Origin of the sequence: Citrobacter sp. MGH106, from assembly GCF_001037495.1 — a bacterium.
Classification (GTDB): domain Bacteria; phylum Pseudomonadota; class Gammaproteobacteria; order Enterobacterales; family Enterobacteriaceae; genus Citrobacter; species Citrobacter murliniae.
This window is the reverse complement of record NZ_KQ089822.1, coordinates 3,773,585-3,794,534: the sequence shown is the minus strand read 5'-3', so window position 1 is coordinate 3,794,534 and position 20,950 is coordinate 3,773,585. Positions and strand designations below refer to the sequence as shown.

General features: G+C 42.5%; 14 protein-coding genes. 9 read left to right on the top strand and 5 right to left on the bottom strand.

Features of this window, described 5'->3' with window-relative positions:
- Window positions 1–7: 7 nt before the first annotated feature.
- From radA to SK36_RS17635, 8 genes are all read left to right on the top strand, one after another.
- Window positions 8–1,390 carry a DNA repair protein RadA gene (radA, locus tag SK36_RS17670; RefSeq protein ID WP_045439506.1) on the top strand — a complete coding sequence of 461 codons (1,383 nt, stop codon included), beginning with the start codon at window positions 8–10 and terminating at the stop codon, window positions 1,388–1,390.
- A gap of 138 nt (window positions 1,391–1,528) precedes the next feature.
- On the top strand, window positions 1,529–2,758 hold the full coding sequence (gene nadR / locus SK36_RS17665) for a multifunctional transcriptional regulator/nicotinamide-nucleotide adenylyltransferase/ribosylnicotinamide kinase NadR (RefSeq protein WP_370637015.1): 1,230 nt from the start codon (window positions 1,529–1,531) through the stop codon (window positions 2,756–2,758).
- A gap of 364 nt (window positions 2,759–3,122) precedes the next feature.
- Window positions 3,123–3,902: an ABC transporter permease gene (locus SK36_RS17660; RefSeq protein WP_048222113.1), complete on the top strand. Its 780-nt coding sequence runs from the start codon at window positions 3,123–3,125 to the stop codon at window positions 3,900–3,902.
- Window positions 3,899–4,564, top strand: a complete 666-nt coding sequence (locus SK36_RS17655; RefSeq protein ID WP_048222111.1) for an ABC transporter ATP-binding protein — start codon at window positions 3,899–3,901, stop codon at window positions 4,562–4,564. The genes SK36_RS17660 and SK36_RS17655 overlap by 4 nt, the downstream gene beginning before the upstream one ends.
- Window positions 4,565–4,633: 69 nt before the next feature.
- Window positions 4,634–7,045, top strand: a complete 2,412-nt coding sequence (locus SK36_RS17650) for a glycosyltransferase (protein WP_048222109.1) — start codon at window positions 4,634–4,636, stop codon at window positions 7,043–7,045.
- A complete protein-coding gene (locus tag SK36_RS17645; protein ID WP_048222108.1) occupies window positions 7,042–7,962 on the top strand; it encodes a hypothetical protein in 921 nt (306 codons plus the stop codon). Before SK36_RS17650 ends, SK36_RS17645 begins: the two co-directional genes overlap by 4 nt.
- Before the next feature lie 322 nt (window positions 7,963–8,284).
- Window positions 8,285–9,379, top strand: a complete 1,095-nt coding sequence (locus tag SK36_RS17640; protein ID WP_048222106.1) for a hypothetical protein — start codon at window positions 8,285–8,287, stop codon at window positions 9,377–9,379.
- Window positions 9,380–9,434: 55 nt separating this feature from the next.
- Complete coding sequence (locus SK36_RS17635) at window positions 9,435–10,223, top strand: hypothetical protein (protein WP_048222104.1); 789 nt, start codon at window positions 9,435–9,437, stop codon at window positions 10,221–10,223.
- 248 nt (window positions 10,224–10,471) lie between these two features.
- Here SK36_RS17635 and SK36_RS17630 read toward each other — a convergent pair whose 3' ends face one another.
- The 5 genes from SK36_RS17630 to ettA form a co-directional block, all read right to left on the bottom strand.
- Window positions 10,472–11,719: a capsule biosynthesis protein gene (locus SK36_RS17630; protein WP_048222102.1), complete on the bottom strand. Its 1,248-nt coding sequence runs from the start codon at window positions 11,717–11,719 to the stop codon at window positions 10,472–10,474.
- 14 nt (window positions 11,720–11,733) lie between these two features.
- Window positions 11,734–13,758 (bottom strand): capsular polysaccharide biosynthesis protein, encoded by a 2,025-nt coding sequence (locus SK36_RS17625; protein WP_048222100.1) that lies wholly within the window; start codon window positions 13,756–13,758, stop codon window positions 11,734–11,736.
- Window positions 13,759–13,820: 62 nt separating this feature from the next.
- Window positions 13,821–15,491, bottom strand: coding sequence for a polysaccharide biosynthesis/export family protein (locus SK36_RS17620; protein WP_048222098.1), 1,671 nt, complete (start codon window positions 15,489–15,491; stop codon window positions 13,821–13,823).
- 33 nt (window positions 15,492–15,524) lie between these two features.
- On the bottom strand, window positions 15,525–16,580 hold the full coding sequence (locus tag SK36_RS17615; protein WP_190284572.1) for a capsule biosynthesis protein: 1,056 nt from the start codon (window positions 16,578–16,580) through the stop codon (window positions 15,525–15,527).
- Between the two features lie 555 nt (window positions 16,581–17,135).
- A complete protein-coding gene (gene ettA, locus SK36_RS17610) occupies window positions 17,136–18,803 on the bottom strand; it encodes an energy-dependent translational throttle protein EttA (protein WP_045439535.1) in 1,668 nt (555 codons plus the stop codon).
- A 206-nt stretch (window positions 18,804–19,009) separates the two neighbouring features.
- Here ettA and sltY point away from each other — a divergent pair, with 206 nt between their 5' ends.
- Window positions 19,010–20,947 carry a murein transglycosylase gene (sltY, locus tag SK36_RS17605; protein ID WP_048222096.1) on the top strand — a complete coding sequence of 646 codons (1,938 nt, stop codon included), beginning with the start codon at window positions 19,010–19,012 and terminating at the stop codon, window positions 20,945–20,947.
- Window positions 20,948–20,950: the final 3 nt, after the last annotated feature.

Below are 20,950 nucleotides of genomic sequence, written 5' to 3'. Positions count from 1 at the left end.
GTAAAACGTGGCAAAAGCTCCTAAGCGCGCCTTTGTTTGTAACGAATGTGGGGCCGATTATCCGCGCTGGCAGGGGCAATGTAGCGCCTGTCAGGCCTGGAATACCATTACCGAGGTACGCCTTGCTGCATCACCAACAGTGGCGCGCAACGAGCGACTCAGCGGTTACGCTGGCAATGCAGGCGTCGCAAAGGTTCAGAAACTGTCGGAAATCAGTCTTGAGGAACTGCCGCGTTTTTCTACCGGTTTTAAAGAGTTTGACCGCGTGCTGGGTGGTGGCGTGGTGCCTGGCAGCGCTATTTTGATCGGCGGTAACCCTGGTGCAGGGAAATCAACGCTACTGCTGCAAACGCTGTGTAAGCTCAGCGAGCAGATGAAAACCCTGTACGTCACGGGGGAAGAATCCTTGCAACAGGTGGCAATGCGTGCGCATCGACTTGGACTACCGACTGCGAATATGAATATGCTGTCGGAAACCAGTATTGAACAGATTTGCCTGATCGCCGAAGAAGAACAGCCGAAACTGATGGTTATCGACTCCATTCAGGTAATGCACATGGCTGATATCCAGTCTTCGCCAGGTAGCGTGGCACAGGTTCGGGAAACGGCTGCTTACCTGACACGCTTTGCGAAAACGCGGGGCGTGGCGATTGTTATGGTTGGGCATGTCACCAAAGACGGTTCGCTGGCCGGGCCGAAAGTTCTGGAACACTGTATTGACTGCTCAGTGTTGCTTGACGGCGATGCTGACTCCCGTTTTCGTACTTTGCGTAGCCATAAAAACCGTTTTGGTGCAGTGAATGAGCTTGGTGTCTTTGCGATGACCGAGCAAGGTCTACGTGAAGTCAGTAATCCTTCAGCCATTTTCTTAAGTCGCGGTGATGAGGTCACTCCCGGTAGCTCCGTGATGGTTGTCTGGGAAGGAACACGTCCGCTGTTGGTGGAGATCCAGGCGCTGGTTGATCACTCAATGATGGCGAACCCGCGCCGTGTTGCGGTAGGGCTGGAGCAAAACCGTTTGGCCATTTTGCTGGCTGTGCTGCATCGTCACGGTGGGTTGCAAATGGCGGATCAGGATGTGTTTGTCAACGTGGTGGGTGGTGTAAAAGTCACTGAAACCAGCGCAGACTTGGCTCTGCTGCTGGCAATGGTTTCCAGCCTTCGCGACCGGCCGTTGCCGCAGGATTTAGTCGTCTTCGGTGAAGTGGGGCTGGCGGGTGAAATTCGTCCGGTTCCCAGTGGTCAAGAGCGGATTTCGGAAGCAGCGAAGCATGGATTCCGTCGGGCGATTGTACCTGCCGCGAATGTGCCGAAAAAACCGCCAGAAGGCATGCAAGTTTTTGGCGTTAAAAAACTCACGGATGCGCTCAGCGTTTTTGACGACTTATAATTAAATACCCGTCGTCTTTCCGGCGACAGGTGTGTTGGTCGTGTTCGCTGCCCCGAATCATATCGGGATTTGTTTGCGCCTTCCTGCCACCAGAGATCCATGGGTATTACGTTAATTTATAGCAAGCAGGAGGCTCTTGTGTCATTTGATTATCTGAAAACTGCCATTAAGCAAAAGGGCTGTACTCTGCAACAGGTGGCGGATGCCAGTGGCATGACCAAGGGGTATTTAAGCCAACTCCTGAACGCCAAGATAAAAAGCCCCAGTGCGCAAAAATTGGAGGCATTGCACCGTTTTCTGGGACTGGAGTTCCCCCGCCAGCAGAAAAACATTGGTGTGGTCTTTGGTAAGTTTTATCCATTGCATACTGGTCATATCTATCTGATTCAGCGTGCCTGTAGCCAGGTCGATGAATTACATATCATCATGGGCTATGACGATACGCGCGATCGGGGCCTGTTTGAAGACAGCGCTATGTCACAACAACCCACGGTTTCCGACCGTTTACGCTGGTTGCTGCAAACGTTTAAGTATCAGAAAAATATCCGTATTCATGCCTTTAATGAGGAAGGTATGGAGCCATATCCGCACGGCTGGGATGTCTGGAGCAACGGGATTAAAACGTTTATGCAAGAGAAGGGGATCCAGCCTAACTGGATCTACACTTCTGAAGAAGCTGACGCCCCGCAATATCTGGAACATCTGGGTATTGAAACTGTGTTGGTCGATCCAAAACGGACCTTTATGAGCATCAGCGGGGCGCAAATCCGTGAAAATCCATTCCGCTATTGGGAATACATTCCGACGGAAGTGAAACCCTTCTTTGTGCGTACCGTGGCGATCCTCGGCGGTGAGTCGAGTGGAAAATCGACACTGGTGAATAAGCTTGCCAATATCTTCAATACGACCAGCGCATGGGAATACGGGCGCGATTACGTCTTTTCCCATTTGGGCGGCGATGAGATGGCGCTGCAGTATTCTGATTACGACAAGATCGCGCTAGGACAAGCGCAATACATTGATTTTGCAGTTAAGTATGCTAATAAAGTGGCGTTTATCGACACAGACTTTGTCACCACTCAGGCGTTCTGCAAAAAGTATGAAGGGCGTGAGCACCCGTTTGTGCAGGCATTGATTGACGAGTATCGCTTTGACCTGGTGATCCTGCTGGAAAACAACACGCCATGGGTTGCGGATGGATTACGAAGCTTGGGGAGTTCGGTGGATCGCAAAGAGTTTCAGACGCTATTGGTATCGATGTTGGAGAAGAACAACATCAAATTTGTGCACGTTGAGGAGGCTGATTATGACTCGCGGTTTTTGCGCTGTGTGGAGCTGGTAAAAGGGCTGATGGGCGAGAGGGTATAGAGTTTATGGGTAGTATACGTTATATACTACCCATAATGTATAATATAAGTATTATGCATGATATTAATTGTGAATATTATCACTTCCTAAAGACATTAGATTAATTATATTCATGTTTTATATGAATAATATCTTAAAAAATATTTAGTCTCTTTCTATTTCAATATTATATTGTAAGATATCCCTTACTGGTTTAAAGGTATTACATATAATGTCTATCAGGGGCGTTATTTTGTATGTGGATTTCAACTCTCCTGCGTATCATTAACAATTTCGCGTGATACTTTTCTACTAAATAAAATATATATAAGCCTGTGGCAGCTTAAGCTAAGGGCGGTAGCATGTCGAATATAATGGAATGGCCATGGCGAGAAATTGCATTGAAATCCAAATTTCAGTAATTAAGGCATTATTTTTACGGGAAGCTAAAACACGATTTGGAAAATATCGTCTTGGATACCTTTGGGCTATATTAGAACCTGCTGCTCATCTTATGGTAATGTTAGTTATCTTTGGATATATAATGCATCGCACAATGCCTGATATATCTTTCCCGGTTTTTTTGATTAATGGTATTATTCCCTATTTCATTTTTAGTGACATATCCATTCGGTCAATTAAAGCAATTGAAGCTAATCAGGGACTATTTAATTACAGACCAGTAAAACCAGTAGATACAGTAATTGCAAGGACTTTGCTGGAAATGGTTATTTATATCCTTGTCTATCTGGTTCTGATGGGGATTCTTAGTTTGTGCGGTGAGATTTTTTCACTTGCTCGTGTATTACTCTTATTTAGTACATGGTTTTTGCTCATTGTATTTTCATGCGGTGTGGGACTGATCTTTATGGTGATAGGAAGCTCGCACCCAGAAACAGAAAAGTTTCTTCCTATCGTTATCAAGCCACTTTACTTTATTTCATGCATTATGTTTCCACTTCAGGCAATTCCTAAGCAGTATCAGTCCTATGTCCTTTGGAATCCCATCGTTCATGTTGTCGAACTTAGCAGAGAGGCAGTTGTTGCTAACTATACTAGCGATGGAGTGAGTTTTGGCTATCTGGCTATTTGTGCGCTAGGGATCTTTTTTCTTGGTTTAGCCAGTTATTGGTTCCGGCGGAGAGCAATGCTAACTTCATCATGATCAAAGTCGAAAATTTAACGAAATCATATATCACGTCGAAAGGGCGTCACTACGTATTCAAGGATTTAAACTTTGAGTTACCAACAGGTAAGAGTGTTGCGCTGATTGGGCGTAACGGTGCAGGTAAATCTACATTACTTCGTATGATTGGAGGTATCGATCATCCAGATAGTGGAATGATAACAACCGATCAAACTATTTCATGGCCAGTAGGATTGGCAGGAGGGTTTCAGGGGAGCTTAACTGGTCGGGAGAATGTGAAATTTGTAGCCAGGCTTTATGCTGCAAAAAATGATTTCAGAGAAGTTATTGCTTTTGTGGAGGAGTTCTCTGAACTAGGAAAATACTTTGACATGCCGATTAAAACGTATTCTTCGGGGATGCGATCGAGGTTAGGTTTTGGATTAAGTATGGCATTTAAATTTGATTATTATTTAGTTGATGAAATTACTGCTGTTGGTGATTCGCGATTTAAAAGAAAATGTGACTTGATATTTTCTGAAAGATCAAAAGAAATGTCATTACTAATGGTGTCACATAGTGATGAATTATTGAAGAAATATTGTAATATGGCTATTGTTATAAATAATGATAATGAAGTGTTTATATATGATGATGTTGTGGAAGCGTTAACTATATATCATGAATCCGTTCTTAAATAAACACACTAAAAAATAAGTATAAATGACGATTGCTTGTTAATTACAAAATCTATGGATGGGTGCTTTTATATGAGGAATTCGGTAAAGAATCGCGAAGATCTTCTTGTTCTAATAAGTGAAAAAGGTGGTGAGCAAGCGAGAGATAATGGATTTTCTTATTTTGCACATAGAATTAATGAGGGGTTTAAAAATACTTATTATGTTTGTGGGCGTAACAATATAGATAGCGATAAGCTAAAGCCATATTCGAAAAACGTTATAATAAAAGATAGTTTAAAACATCGATGGTTATTCTATAAAGCAGATTACCTTGTACTTAATGATGGCTATATGGATGTGTTCCCTTCTTTCAAAAAAAAGCCTCTCAGCAGAGGGTGGTCTCCTATTATATATTTACAGCACGGAATTATATCATATAAAAAAGTACATTTTTATAAAGGGCATTATAATGGAAGGATTAGATATTTCCACACATCTCTAAGCTCGGAATATAAAATTGTAAAAGATGTTCTTCAACCTCAGAAAGACATAAAACAAACATATAACATTATTCTTAAACATAAGATATTTTATTTGCGAAGTTATTTTGATAGGAATGATTTGCGTGGCTTTTATAGATATATATTAAGTAATTATTACAATGATAGAAGATCAGTGGACTCCTCTGATCTTCAGATTCTTAAACGGTTAATAACAAATATTGGCTTCTTATCATGCCGATTAGTCAATAGTGGTCTTTCTAGACATGAAAATCTTCAATACATAAGAAAAACCAATCAGAATATGTTGTTCTTTTTTACCTGGAGAGATGATTGGACTATTAAGGGAAAAGAAAATACGTTTCTTTCACTTGTGAAAAAAATAAAAGATAGTACAAGAATCATGGAGTATGCTGATAACCACAAATTGAAGGTAGTTTTTTATCTGCATGAGAAAATTTTATACTTACAGCGTGAGGTTGAAGAAATTTTTGAAGGAAATATAGGGTTTGTTGGTCAAAATGATTTCAATGTTGTCCTTAAAGATACAGCATTATGCATTACTGATTATTCTTCCGTGTCTTTTGAGTTTAACCTGTTAAATATACCTGTTATTTTTCTTCAGTTTGATTACGATTTTTACAAACATGAACGTGGGCATTTTATGAACTCGCCTAATGATTTTTTGGGAGTAACGGTCAGAACAATAGATGAATTGGAAAATATATTTTCTTTTGAAAACTTTGATAAGGCATTGACATTAAAGGCCAGACGTAATCGTGCCATCGTAAGACAGGACTATCCTAATTTTGGTAAATCAAATTATCTTATAGATAAGTTGCTCGAAAAAAAACAAAATCATATCGTATATTTTTGTTATAACTTATATGGTGTCGGAGGAACAGTTCAGACTGTAATTAATCAAGCGAATTACTTAGTATCAATTGGTTATATGGTCACTGTGATATCATTACGTAGAACAGAAGCGATACCCAAACTCAATTTAGACCCGAGTGTAAGATTAGAGTATCTTAATGACGCAAGAAGCAAAGGTAAGTTTCGAAATAAATATGAAAACTTGCTATCAAAATTTAAATCAAGGTTATTTAAGAAAACTGAAGATTTATATTCTGGATTGTCTATTTTAACCGATTTAAAACTAATTCTTATTCTACGAACACTGAGAAATTGTACTCTCGTTGGTACTTTTCCCGGATTATGTGTCAATATCATAAAATATAGTCATAATTCCAATGTTGTTATGGCTCAGGAGCATAAAGAATTTAGTTCACATAGTGATGAAATCCAACAGTCGATACTGAGGACTTACCGGAAAGCACACAAAGTGATCGCATTAACAAGATTCCAAAAGGAGGAGTATATTAATAATGGTATATTTAATGTAACAAATATACCTAATGGAATCGAAGATAAACTTTCTATGATTAAAGGGTGTAGCAATATACTCTCTCCTAAGAGAATAGTATCATTTGGTCGACTAGTTGAAATAAAACAATTTAATTTATTGATAGAGTCTTTTGCTTTAATTGCTAAAAAATATCCAGACTGGAATCTTGATATATATGGTGATGGTGATAAGAAAGAATCATTATTAAAAATGATTGCAGATTATGATTTATCAGAACAAGTAAGGATTTGTGAACCAACATCTTTGGTTTATGAGGAGATTTATGCTAGTTCATTCTGTGCTCTTACTGCGTTCAAAGAACCTTTTGGTATGGTTTATATTGAAAGTTTTAGCATGGGTAAACCGGTTATTAGTTATGACATTGGTTATGGGCCAAAAGAATTTTTGAAAGATGGCTATAACTCTCTTATATCACCTTGCTTTGATACCGTAGATTTTTCCAGAAAAATGGAAATGCTAATGAATGATGAAACGTTACTAAAAAAACTTGGTGAGGGGGCACGAAGAACGTATATAGATCACTATGAAATTTCAAAAGTTATGAAGAGTTTTATTAACGAGTGCTCTAAATGACAAAATTAACCAAACTACTAACTAAGCCACGTTTGTTCTTCAGTGATGCGTTAGTAAAAAGAACTAATAGTCTAATAGTAAATGGACATAAAGCTATGAAACAAGAGAATGGGAATGCTCAACATCTTTTAGCAGTAAACAATGGAACGGTTAGAGTCAATTTAGTTATTATTGATAATATTGATAATTTAAATAAAAATAAAAGTAATGTATTAAAATATCAATGTAGGACATTAGAGAAATATACATATTTCGATAGAGTGTCATATATATCGGATTCTATTGAAAGTTCTAATGCTAATTATGCAGTGTATAAAAGCTATAATGATTTCTATGAGAAAGTTATATCCAGAAGCTCACTTCGACTTGAGTATTTTGTTTTTGTTGGACTGAACTTTTTCTTCTTACGCGAGGCTGGCTTTGATTATTTTGTTAATGAAGAAATGTCAGGTATTACTTATATAAAAAAACAAATATCAAAAAATAATACATTGCAGGATTTATTTTCTAGCATTTATGGCAGTTTTGAGTACAAATTTAATCCTGTGGAGAATTATTGTTGCGTTAATAATTTAATTTTAAATCAGTATCATCAAGTTTTATTTAAAATAAATGATTTGGATTCTTACTTTTTTAAATTTCTGCCGGTTGTAAATGCTGTAAATTGTTACGGAAGAAATTGCTCGGAAACTAAAATACAATTTGCCAATCTTAATGGAGGTCATCATGAGAAACTAACATGGTTGCAAACTGTTCATGGTTCTGGTAGGTGTCCATTAGCAATTACATTTAATAAGATGAGGAAGGAAGTTGATGATGAATACTCTACTTTTCTCGACTCTATAGTGCCACATACTTCTAAACTCGAAAATGAAATTATTATTAGTATTCCAAAAAACAAACTAAACTTAGAATAAATAAATTCGAGTATACTAACTTTTTGAATGAATACTGGCCATTATTGTTATAGATGCTCACGATCAAAGGTCTCTAATGGAGATAATATCTTATTAGAGATCTGATTGTTTATTTTAAAATTCGTAGCGTTGATTAGGTTTTGAAATGGATTTATATCAAAAGATTTTATATGCTAACGGTATATTTATTGAGTGTATTAAGATGATGTGAACGTCAATATATAAGTACACTTCTAAATTAAATATCTTTCTGATAATCGTATAGTTTGTTGTACTCTGGATATACTTCAAATTTTATATTTGTTGATGCTGAGGTAAATTAATGTTTCGGAAAATAAGAAAACTTTTCAATCGACCTAATATTTTTTTTAGAGATGCCTTGTTAAATAAATATCCTCTTCATCTCACCCAGGGAGTAACTCATTTTGGTGGGGAAAATAGCATCATTGATGCTTGTGAAAATATTGATAATCAATTCATTCCTGATTTTGACATAGATGTGGTTTATACTTGGGTTTCGGATCTGGACCTGCAATGGAAAAATAAAAGAGACACTTATTCTCATCTGTGGGACGGTCATACGACACCTCATGCACTAGAAAAATCTAGGTTTGATGATCATAATGAAATTTACTATTCGCTATTAAGCTTGGAAATGTATATGCCCTGGGTTCGTAATATCTATATTATTACGGATTCTCAAATTCCTCCGACTCCTATAGGTATTAGAGAAAAAGTACATATTGTAGACCATCGTGATATAATTCCTGAAAAATATTTACCAACTTTTAACTCTCATGTGATCGAAGCATGTCTTCACAATATTAATGATCTGTCCGAGCATTTTATCTATTTTAATGATGATTTTTTTGTGGCACGTGAAATCAGCGCAGCTCATTTTTTTCACTCAAATGAAATTGCAAGTATATTTATTGGGAATAAAAATATAAATTTCGAACATGATAAACTTACATCTACATCAATAGCTTGTAAAAATAGCAATGATCTTTTTTTGGAGATGTTTGATATAACTTTTAATCATAATCTTGTTCACACTTATGTGCCGCTACGTAAAAGTTATTATATATTAGCGTATGATATCTTTGGGGAGCGTATTTTGAATTTCTTAACTAATAAATTTAGGTCTACAACAGATATAAATATGGCTACTTTTTTTGTACCCTATCTACAGTATATTTATGGCGTGTCAACGCCTAAAATTGATATAAGCTACTATTTTAATATCCGCTCACCAACTGCGTCATTCTACTATGATCGATTACTAGATGCGAAAGCTGGCAATAATTTACCCCATTCTTTTTGTGCAAATGATTTTAGTTCTTGTGAATTTCCATCTGCAAATTGTCATGATGAGTTTAATAAGTTCGCGCAAAAATTTTACGATTATTTTAATTGATTAATTAAGTTTTGTGAAAATATCCAATAAATGATGCGAGCAGATAGGGATTATTATGGCATTTCATGAGAAAAAATTCGATCATATGAATGGAACAACTATAACATATATTGAAGATCCATATCCTATTGAAAATTATCGAGGAGAGCGAAAATTAATAATTATTTTTCAATCTCTTGGTGATGAAAAATCAAGTGATGATGATAAACGATATCCTTATACTCTTTTAGCCGGTCTAAAACACTTTAACGTCAGGAAGATATATATTAAAGATGATCATGGGATGGTTGGCGATTATTATCTTGGTATTAATGGAACTCTTAATACTAAAGATGCAGTAATTTACTTTATAAATGAGAAAATTAAAGAATATAAACTCCTTAAGGAAGATGTCATAATGTTAGGTTTTTCAAAGGGAGGATACGCTGCATTGCTTTTTTCTCATGAAATTGGGGTAGGTGCTGCTATCTGTGCAATACCTCAGTTTGATTTAGTTAAATGGATTGATAAATTTAAGTCCCATCTTTCGTATATATACCCTAAGGAAGCGAGTGACTCTGATAAAGAGTTTTACTCTGAGCATTTAGGTGAAGTTATTAGGAGAACATTGACTCCTCCAGGGAGGATATATCTAGTTACATCACGAAATGATGAAACATATTCTGATCATATACCTCATTTAATAGATGCTATTAATTATATGAAAAGAAGTAAACTTATTGTTTTTCACAATGATGAAATGTTTGTCACTCGCCACAACAATGTTGTTAAAAATTCATTAAATGAAATTATGTTTTTCATAAGTAGTGAGTTGGTTTCATCTCGATTAAAAAATAATATGTGATTTATATCAACCCCGTGTATTGAAAATTTAAAACGTGAAAGTAATTTGGAGTTTTATATTGTCAAAAATGGCTTGAGGTATGGTGAATATTATACGGCGATTAAATATCAGCGGTGAGTAGGGAGATGGATTGTTATCCATGTTTCATTGGACGGGATATGATGAAAAATATAGAGCAAAAGACAAATGGTTTTATAAGTATTATGGATTTAGGTTTCTAGGATTAATTAAATGTAAGTATTTTGAAGTCACTGTAAGAACCACTTCCCTTCAGTAATATTCTTTTTATGAGTCACCTGATATTGCACCATTTCAGGTGATTTCTTTCCATAAAACACTGCATTAATTTGAGTGTTTACACGTAAATATTTGCTGAATTTCTTGAATAACCTCGTGTCAGGCTTAAAGTGAGCACCCCAGTATTGATTTAAATGTCCTTGGTAAGTCAACCCTTTAATATCATATAGAGCTTGCCCTAATACCTTAAGTGGCTTATTGTGAATAAGCGCAGATATCCCAGCAGTGCTATTGATAGTTATGACGGCTTTCGTATGGGTCAGCAAACGTGGCATTGGCAGATCGTGCACATAAATCACCCTATTACTTACACCATATAGTTTGCCTAATTTTTTAATTAACTGTGCATACAGGCGGTGTCCGCGATCCATCGGATGGTGTTTGAACACCAAAAAATCTGCTGGTGAAGCTTTTTTAGAAAATGAGTACATAACATCATTAATATAATTACGCACATCCTTATACGGGCTATGATTTCGAATCTGGCTGTCGTTGTATACTTGTAGAATGGCCAAAAAGTAGCGTTTATCCAATGTTGTTTTCAGCAACGTCATCACGTGTCGTTCTTTGTAGCGATACCACTGTTTACGCCAGCCAGCACGGATCCAACATTTGGCTTCATACCAGGGGGAAAAGACTTTATGGTGTCTGTATTGAGGAAATTGGGTCCGATATATCCAACTGATCAGGTAATACCACATAGCATGCCAGATACGCAGGTTAGTTGAAGGCTTTAAACTCTGAACCTCCAGCTCCGGTTGTGGGGGTAAATTGCGGTAAAACTCTGGCTCTCTAGGAATTGAGGAATAAGCATTAACGCCGCCTTTCTCGAGAGTAATGAAGTGCGGTCGTAAGTACCCCTCTTCAAAGGCCAGAAAACGTACCCCTTTGGCCTGCGCCCAGCGTTTTGCTGCCTGATGTAATTGGCGGCAATCACCAAAGCACAGAATGGTATCAAATGGATTTTCTTGCCATGTCTCTTTTAACCAATGTGGAAACTCCCTCGGTGTCTTCGTGTAGGCCAGATATTGCCGCTTCCGGCAATAAAAACGGTCGCCGGCATTAAAAACAACATTAGTGGCTTTACGTCCCTGCGATTCCAGCCATTCCGCCATCTCATTGAAAAACGGTCCCATTGGTCCTTGTAGTAGCAAGTAACTCTTACCAGAGAGAAGTGTATTGATCGTATTGCTGTTCATAGAGATCCTTCTCGTTATCTTGTTTTCATGGCGTTATAAAGCATTTGCAATTTTCGACTTTGCCGTTGCAGATACTGGCTTGCTCTGTGTTGGTTGAGACTTAAGTTCTGGCGCTTTTGAGCCAGCAACCAGTCAATGGCCATTTCAGGTGTAATGCACAGTTTCAGCTCCGGGTGAATGTAGATGGGGTAGCTAATCAGCGTTTGGTACAGCAAGTCGTTGAGTGAGATGCAGTTCTGTCGGCGCTCACAGGTGTGTTCATCAGTGGTTAACCCCCAGCCAGCATAGAAGGGAATGCCGTAGCAAAAGACTTTTTTACCATGTATGAGGGCTTCAAATCCTGATAGCGACGTCATAGTATGTACTTCATCAACCTGCTGAATACACTCGATAATATCGGCATCAAGTGCCACGCAATCAGCCAGTTGTTGCATATCTTTTTCTGCTATATGTCCAGGACGATTACCCACCAGAACGTCCGGGTGGGGTTTATAGATGATGAAGGCATTGGGGTAACGAGCACGAACGGTCTGCAATAATGCCAAATTAGTGTTGGTGGACCGTGTTCCGCGAGCCATGGAGGCATCGTTTTCAACCTGACCGGTAACCAGTAATTTTCGTTTCCCCGCAGTTACGCATGGAATTACCCATTGTTCACCAAGGTTATATTTGCTGAGTTTGGTGGCTATCAACTTTTGCCTCAGCGCTTCGGCACGTTGCTGCTGTTCTTTTGTCAGATGTGAATTGTTTAGTAAATTTTCCAGATCGCTTTGCCGCGTGGCATCGTAATAGATACCTGTTTTGTCGAGAACCAGGGATAGAGGAGGCTGTAGATCTGAACCCAAACCGGAAGATCGCAAGAAACCGTCTTCCATTCGCCAAACGGGAATCTCGCGCTGTGATGCTGCCACATGCCAGCGTTGCTCTCCTTTGATCCCCCATACCACGCAGATGTTGGCCCCCCGTCCACTGCGTGAGAAATTGACATGGTTTGTAGGTGTAGCCAGAAAAGGTTTTACTATGCTGCTTTTCCAAAGCGTCATACCCGGAGCCCAGAGATTTCCGTGGCGAGTCAGAAGGTATGTGCGTTGTAAATGGAGATATTCCAGCACATTTAATAGCGTACCAGGGTTACCTGTATACGGGTCGATATAGCGGCTATATTGCAGCCAGGCAGCCGCTACCAGAGCGGTAAGTGGGGCGCTTCCTCGGCGTGCGGCAAGTCTATCTGCGAATTGATGCCGATCATCGGTCAGGCCCCATCCTGCGTACCAGGGCAAACCGAAACAAATGACCTTTTTACCTGCCATCAGCGCCTCAATACCATATTGTGATGTTACGGTATAAACGGTAGATACATGCCGTAGCAGTGATTGTGGGCTGAAATCTTCAGTTATAAGTCGAATACTTGGATCCTGGGCCAGGTTGTCAAAATATCCTTTCTTCTTACCTGTCAAAACATCAGGATGTGTTTTAACCCAAATTTCGCCTTCAGGCTGCTCCCGTTTGGCACAGGACAACATCTCTGCGAATTGTCTCTCACTGGCACCGCCCAGAGTGATGGATACATCCCCGTAGGTTTGATCAATGACCAATGTCACGCCAGCATGGTGCTCTTCATTAAAGGGAAGTGAGTGGTTGTATTTTGAGAGATCGTTCTCAACCATGAAGGCCATCGCCCGCAGAGCATCGTGTTGTAAATGTGGCTCTTTAGCTTCCTTCTGAATGAGTACTTCCAGGCGGCTGGGACGGCTGGCATCGTAGTAAATGCTTAAATCATCAACGACCATGCCTAAAGGTGGCGCTCCATTGATGCCCAACCCTAATGAACGGGTAAAACCGTCTTCCAACCGCAGTATTGGCAGCCCGGCCTTTTTAGCCTGTTCTATTGGACGCTGAGAGACGGCTCGCTCTCCCCAGACGGCGATCGCGTCGACTGAATTTGGGGCCGAAAAATGTGACAGTTTATGGCACGCTTCACCTAAAAAATTCTGAAGGTGCGGGATCTGCCAGATACCTGAAGAGTAGATGCCTATCATCCTGAATGGCTTCCATGTTAGTGTTTTTTTGGTGGCGGAATCTCTCCGCCACCCTCTTTGTCTTACAGGTCCAGAATGACTTTTGCTGCTACAGCCAACTGATAAAGAATGGTGGAAATACCCCGTGTGACTTCCAGATTTTTAGTTTCATACATCGGCAGTACCATTATTTCATCGCCAGGTAGAACGTCGTCTACGTCGTCGGCATCCACCGCCGAACCATCCTGGTGAATAACGATGATTTTCGACTGACCGGACTTTTGAGTCAGACCGCCGCACTTCTCAATGTAATCATCCACATCCAGCTTCTCGTTCCAGGATATTGCGTTGGGAAAAAGAACCGAACCATGGATCATAACTAATGAGGTTTTCTCCGGGATCGTAATAACGTCGCCATCTTCCAGGATGACGTTATCAAGATTACTTCCGTTAAGGACGACCTGACCTTTAGGCACCACGTTACGTGCTTTTGCTACGAAACGACTGACGAGTTGGGCTTCCTGCACACGCAGTCGAGCTTCTTCCTGCGTAGCGGATTGAGAGGACAAAGAAGCCTCTTCCAGTTTTTGCAAAGAGGTATTCAGCATTTCTTTCTGACGGGTCGCCACTGAGTGGCGGTAAAGCTGAATACTACTGAGTTGCGACATGTTGTTAGGTTTAATCTGCGCCAGCACCTGTTTCATTGTGGAGCCGTATGGCAATACGACAGCATGTTCACCAGAGTGAGCGCCTTCAATGCGAATCTGTATGGTGCCAGCGTAGCGGTCGGAGCTGATGATAAGTTTATCGCCATCCTGCAGGATTTTGCCTGGTGAACTGTTTAGTGGGTGATACTCCGTCCGCTTCATTGCCCCCTGCTGGCGGATAATAGTGAAATGCGTTGCTCCCGGTTTGGGACGCGACCATGCCAGCGCTTCTGAAACGGGAATGGTGCTATTGTGGAACTCGAAGTCATAGCTGTTATAAACATCACCTTCTACGCTAAAGGTGTATTGTCGAGGGCCGACGATAATTGTATCCCCATCGGAAAACTGAGAAAGATTCAGTGAACCATTGAGCAGAAAATCATAAAGATTGACGTGTGCACGTACACTCTTACCACGTTTCACAGTGATATCCACGTAGCTTCCTCGCTCACTATCCACTCCGCCCGCTTTACTCAGATAAGAGAGCAGCGAATCGGAGGCGACGCCGCCATATAGCCCGGGATTTCTGACGTACCCTGTGACGAATACTTTTACCGGTTGCGCCTGAAGAAGCGAAGCATAGACGTTGACATTCGACTGATAGACTTCTTTCACTTTGGTCGTCACTCGACTGTTTAACTGGCTGTTATTTATGCCGTTAACGTTCAGTGGGCCGATGTTGGGGACAAAAATGTTTCCTTTGGGATCGACGGGGAGGGCTCCGTCAAAATTAAATGCTCCCCACAATCTAATCTGAATGGTATCGCCAAGTCCGATAATGTAATTGGGATTAAAGCCGATACTGGCACCGCTATCAGCGGTGGTACCGGTAAACAGCTGAGCACCGAACATACGGCTTAACACCGGTGCAGGCGTTGGCATCGGTGTGTTATCAAAGCCGCTGTTGTCCGTGGTCTGTGTTTTGGCTACGAGTGCTTCAGGGAGTGCTGCAGCACCGGTTAGCTGCTGATCCGCAGTAATTCCGACAGCCAAAACCTGGCAGGATAGTAAGATGCTCAATACAAGAATCGATTTAACTAATTTCATAATAGACTCTGTCATTTATATCGGTGGCGGATATCATTCTTTGTGATCTTCAATAATGGCGATCAATAATTTGGTCGTACCAAAAAGCAGACAACACACTAATAACCAGCTCGCTAAGAGATAGGGGATGTTCGGAAAGCGAGATTCTTGCGGTAATTGTGGTGAGCTAATTATGGATAGCGTTTTTAGCTTACGTGCGCTTTCCATTCTGGTTTTCTCGATGGCTTTCAGCGCTAAGGCGTATATATCGGTATCAAATTTCACCGTGTTTTTGAGTTCTTCAAAATCAGCGGCCATGCTGTTAAGTTTTTTGCCATCAGGTGCGGTAATTTTGTTTTGCTCAACTTCAATCTGGGCTTGTAATGACTTAATGGCATTTTGGGTACTGACCACCTGAGGAGCATCTTCACGTAAATAGGTCAGCAGATTGCGTAGATCTGCCTCCATCTCTATTTTTTTACTCATCAGTGTATTGACCAGCGTACTGGCTGCTTCGGCTGAAGCTGCTGGGTCGAGTACATTATTATTATTTTGATACGCCAGAAGATGACTCTTACTGTTGTTCAGGCGATCTTTCGCCTGCTGTAGTTCATCCTCAGCAAACTGCATCTGCTCGCGTATGATTTTATGCGAGAGCTCATTAATAAAACGCTCTGACTCCTTAAGTATGGCTTGGTTAAATTGTTGAGCAAACTCAGGCGTGAAGCCTTGCGTCTGAATTGACAGTAAACCTGATTTTTCGTCGTAATCAACGCTCAGACGGGAGCGGTAGTATTCAAGGTAGCGTTCTGTGGTGATATCTATGGGAAGATGGTAAAGAAAGTCCCAGCCGCTTTGGCTGAAGGCTCGATGGAAATTGAGCTTCTTATCCAGGCTTTGTAGCATATCCGGAGAGTTAATGTACTCTTTCAGATACAGCGAGTCTTCCGCAGAAGAGGGGGTCGATGCGCCCAATATCAAGCCAACATTCAGACTGCTATTGTCGAGTTCGTTTTGACGTTTGACCGCGACTTTAGCTTCGCTGACGTAGCGAGGTTGACAGAAAATCACCAGATAGACAATTAGCAGGCACATCGGGGCCGCGATCATCGTTTTCCACAAATGATGCTGGATATCAATTTGGCGACATTTTTTGAAAATTGAACAGATCAGTCTTTTTTTTCTGGCAATAGAGTGATCGGGTAAAGTGTTTTTTATTTCCATGAGTTATTCGATGAGCTTAATTAATCGGTTGGGATGATAGAATATTCTTGGCGTGAGATATTCATCTATCCCATTGATTGCATTCTTTTTGCCGATACAACTCAAAATAAATAATGTGATGAAACATATCATTCCTTTGTATGTTATCAAATGAGTTTTAATATTGCTGGGGTCTATTTATATATAAACTATATAAGTTAATGTTTAATTGATGACGTATCTGTTTTTTTAGCACAGTTGTTAAAACACTACAACTGTGATTGTCTATTACTGGTTTTTCTTAGGTGGTATGTATTGAGAGTATTTATATTTTTTGATGGATATAGGAGAGGTGGCAATAAAATTACCATTTTTTTATTCTCAAATGAATGATTATATTCTAACTTAAAATCGTATTAAGTTTTATTAAAGCGGATGGCAGAGCCATCCGCTAGAGTAGTATTACTTCGCAATACGCTTGTACTTGATACGCTTCGGTTCCAGCGCATCTGCACCCAGGGTACGTTTCTTGTACTCTTCGTATTCGGTAAAGTTACCTTCGAAGAACTCGACTTTGCCTTCATCCTGGTAATCCAGAATGTGGGTGGCGATACGGTCGAGGAACCAACGGTCGTGCGAGATAACCATGGCGCAGCCCGGGAACTCCAGCAAGGCGTTTTCCAGCGCGCGCAGGGTTTCGATATCCAGGTCGTTTGTCGGTTCATCGAGCAGCAGCATGTTGCCGCCAACCTGCAGCAGCTTCGCGAGGTGCAGACGACCACGCTCACCACCGGACAGTTCGCCTACACGTTTACCCTGATCAACACCTTTGAAGTTGAAGCGGCCTACGTAGGCGCGGCTTGGCATTTCAGTGTTGCCGATACGCATAATATCCAGCCCACCGGATACTTCTTCCCACACGGTTTTGCTGTTATCCATAGCGTCACGGAACTGGTCGACGGAGGCCAGCTTGACGGTTTCACCCAGTTCGATGGTGCCGCTGTCAGGTTGTTCCTGACCGGACAGCATACGGAACAGAGTCGATTTACCCGCGCCGTTCGGACCAATAATGCCGACGATAGCCCCTTTCGGTACGGAGAAGCTTAGGTCGTCGATCAGCACACGATCGCCGTAGGATTTACGCAGGTTGCTGACCTCAACGACTTTATCGCCCAGACGTGGTCCTGGTGGAATAAACAGTTCGTTGGTTTCGTTACGTTTCTGGTACTCGGTGTTGTTGAGCTCTTCAAAGCGAGCCAGACGGGCTTTGCCCTTAGACTGACGGCCTTTGGCACCCTGACGCACCCATTCCAGTTCTTTCTCAATGGATTTGCGGCGGGCCGCTTCCTGAGAGGCTTCCTGTGCCAGACGCTGATCTTTCTGCTCCAGCCAGGAAGAGTAGTTACCTTCCCAAGGAATACCTTCGCCGCGGTCCAGCTCCAGAATCCATCCGGCAACGTTATCGAGGAAGTAACGGTCGTGGGTAATCGCCACCACAGTGCCTTCGAAGTCGTGCAGGAAGCGTTCCAGCCACGCAACAGATTCGGCATCCAGGTGGTTGGTTGGTTCGTCGAGCAGCAGCATGTCTGGCTTTTCCAGCAGCAGGCGGCACAGCGCGACACGGCGGCGTTCACCACCGGAGAGCTTCTCAATTTTTGCATCCCAGTCTGGCAGACGCAATGCGTCAGCGGCACGTTCGAGCTGCACGTTGAGATTATGACCGTCGTGCGCCTGAATAATCTCTTCAAACTTGCCCTGTTGTGCGGCGAGCTTGTCGAAATCAGCATCGGGTTCAGCGTACTTCGCGTACACTTCATCCAGGCCTTTCAGGGCGTTAACGACTTCGGCAACAGCTTCTTCAACTGATTCACGAACGGTATGTTCCGGGTTCAGTTTCGGTTCCTGCGGTAGGTAACCGATCTTGATACCTGGCTGTGGACGTGCTTCGCCCTCGATGTCGGTGTCAATGCCGGCCATGATGCGCAGCAGGGTAGATTTACCCGCGCCGTTCAGACCGAGCACGCCGATTTTGGCGCCAGGGAAGAAACTCAGAGAGATGTTTTTAAGAATATGACGTTTCGGCGGAACCACTTTGCCGACACGATGCATGGTATAAACGAATTGAGCCACGTTGGACTTCGCCTCTTTTATAGTGATGAATAGTTATCAAAGGCGAAGTGTAGCCTTTTTCACGGTCTAATCCCAGCCAGCAGATCTCACGCGCAACAAAAGTAAAAAAGTGTCCGGAACGTGGCACATTCTGTAATGTCTGGTTAGCATAAATCTATTAAGCGGCATGATGCTGCACAGACGTAACACGACAAGAGGAAGAGCTTGTGGACAAAGCCAAAAAATTTACCTGGCGCCTACTGGCTGCCAGCGTATGTCTGCTGACGGTAAGTCAAATGGCGCGGGCCGATTCTCTGGATGAGCAGCGTAACCGCTATGCGCAAATTAAGCAGGCCTGGGATAACCGACAGATGGATGTTGTAGAGCAGATGATGCCTGGCCTGAAGAGCTATCCTCTGTATCCCTATCTTGAATATCGTCAGATAACTGACGATCTCATGAATCAACCCACCATTACTGTAACGAATTTTGTGCGTGCCAATCCTACGTTGCCTCCAGCCCGCACATTGCAATCGCGTTTTGTGAACGAGCTGGCTCGTCGGGAAGACTGGCGCGGATTGTTAGCGTTTAGCCCGGATAAACCCGGTACTACCGAAGCGCAATGTAACTACTATTATGCGAAATGGAGCACCGGGCAAGCAGAGGAAGCCTGGCAGGGGGCGAAAGAGCTTTGGCTTAGCGGAAAAAGTCAGCCCAATGCCTGTGACAAATTATTCGGCGTTTGGCGGGCATCGGGCACTCAGGATCCGCTGGCTTATCTGGAACGTATTCGCCTGGCGATGAAAGCAGGTAATACGGGGCTGGTGACTGCGCTGGCAGGACAGATGCCAGCTGAGTATCAGACCATAGCTTCGGCGATCATCGCGCTGGCAAATGATCCTAATTCCGTTATGACATTTGCCCGCACGACTGGAGCAACGGATTTCACTCGCCAGATGGCGGCGGTGGCGTTTGCCAGTGTTGCGCGTCAGGATGTGGAAAATGCACGTTTGATGATCCCGTCACTGGCGCAGGCGCAGCAGCTTAATGACGATCAAACTCAGGAGCTGCGTGATATCGTCGCCTGGCGCCTGATGGGCAATGATGTTACCGACGAGCAGGCGAAATGGCGTGATGACGCTATTATGCGATCGCAATCCACCACGCTTGTGGAACGTCGCGTGCGGATGGCGCTGGGAACTGGCGATCGGCGTGGTCTGAATACCTGGCTGGCGCGCTTGCCGATGGAAGCCAAAGAGAAGGATGAATGGCGTTACTGGCAGGCGGATCTGTTGCTGGAGCGGGGGCGTGATGCCGAAGCGAAAGAGATCCTGCATTCTTTGATGCAGCAGCGCGGTTTCTATCCAATGGTAGCGGCGCAAAAGTTGGGTGAAGAGTATGAGTTGAAGGTCGACAAAGCACCTACAGATGTCAACTCTGCCCTGACTCAGGGACCTGAAATGGCACGCGTACGTGAGTTAATGTACTGGAACATGGATAATACTGCGCGCAGTGAATGGGCGAATCTGGTCACCAGCCGCACGAAGTCTGAACAGGCGCAACTGGCGCGTTACGCATTCAACAACCACTGGTGGGATCTGAGCGTGCAGGCAACGATCGCCGGCAAACTCTGGGATCATCTGGAAGAGCGTTTCCCTCTGGCCTACAAAGATCTGTTTTCTCGCTACACCAGCGGGAAGGATATTCAGCAAAGCTACGCGATGGCAATTGCGCGTCAGGAAAGCGCATGGAACCCGAAAGTAAAATCACCGGTTGGAGCCAGTGGGTTGATGCAGATTATGCCGGGCACCGCGACGCATACGGTGAAAATGTTCTCGATTCCAGGTTACAGCAGCTCCAGTCAGTTGCTGGATCCTGAAACTAATATCAACATCGGTACCAGCTATTTGCAGTATGTATATCAGCAATTTGGCAACAACCGCATTTTTGCTTCTGCGGCCTATAACGCCGGGCCGGGACGCGTTCGCACCTGGCTTGGTAATAGCGCTGGGCGAATTGACGCAGTGGCATTTGTTGAAAGTATTCCTTTCTCTGAGACAAGAGGGTATGTGAAAAACGTTCTGGCTTATGACGCCTATTATCGCTATTTCCTGGGGGATAAACCGGAGTTGATGAGCAACGCAGAATGGCAACGTCGTTACTGATCG

Coding starts and splice junctions, on each gene's coding strand:
- SK36_RS17640 (WP_048222106.1), top strand. CDS start 8,285: ATGTTTCGGAAAATAAGAAAACTTTTCAATCGACCTAATATTTTTTTT.
- SK36_RS17645 (WP_048222108.1), top strand. CDS start 7,042: ATGACAAAATTAACCAAACTACTAACTAAGCCACGTTTGTTCTTCAGT.
- SK36_RS17650 (WP_048222109.1), top strand. CDS start 4,634: ATGAGGAATTCGGTAAAGAATCGCGAAGATCTTCTTGTTCTAATAAGT.
- SK36_RS17660 (WP_048222113.1), top strand. CDS start 3,123: ATGGCGAGAAATTGCATTGAAATCCAAATTTCAGTAATTAAGGCATTA.
- SK36_RS17620 (WP_048222098.1), bottom strand. CDS start 15,491: ATGAAATTAGTTAAATCGATTCTTGTATTGAGCATCTTACTATCCTGC.
- SK36_RS17635 (WP_048222104.1), top strand. CDS start 9,435: ATGGCATTTCATGAGAAAAAATTCGATCATATGAATGGAACAACTATA.
- SK36_RS17655 (WP_048222111.1), top strand. CDS start 3,899: ATGATCAAAGTCGAAAATTTAACGAAATCATATATCACGTCGAAAGGG.
- SK36_RS17615 (WP_190284572.1), bottom strand. CDS start 16,580: ATGATCGCGGCCCCGATGTGCCTGCTAATTGTCTATCTGGTGATTTTC.
- SK36_RS17630 (WP_048222102.1), bottom strand. CDS start 11,719: ATGAACAGCAATACGATCAATACACTTCTCTCTGGTAAGAGTTACTTG.
- SK36_RS17625 (WP_048222100.1), bottom strand. CDS start 13,758: ATGATAGGCATCTACTCTTCAGGTATCTGGCAGATCCCGCACCTTCAG.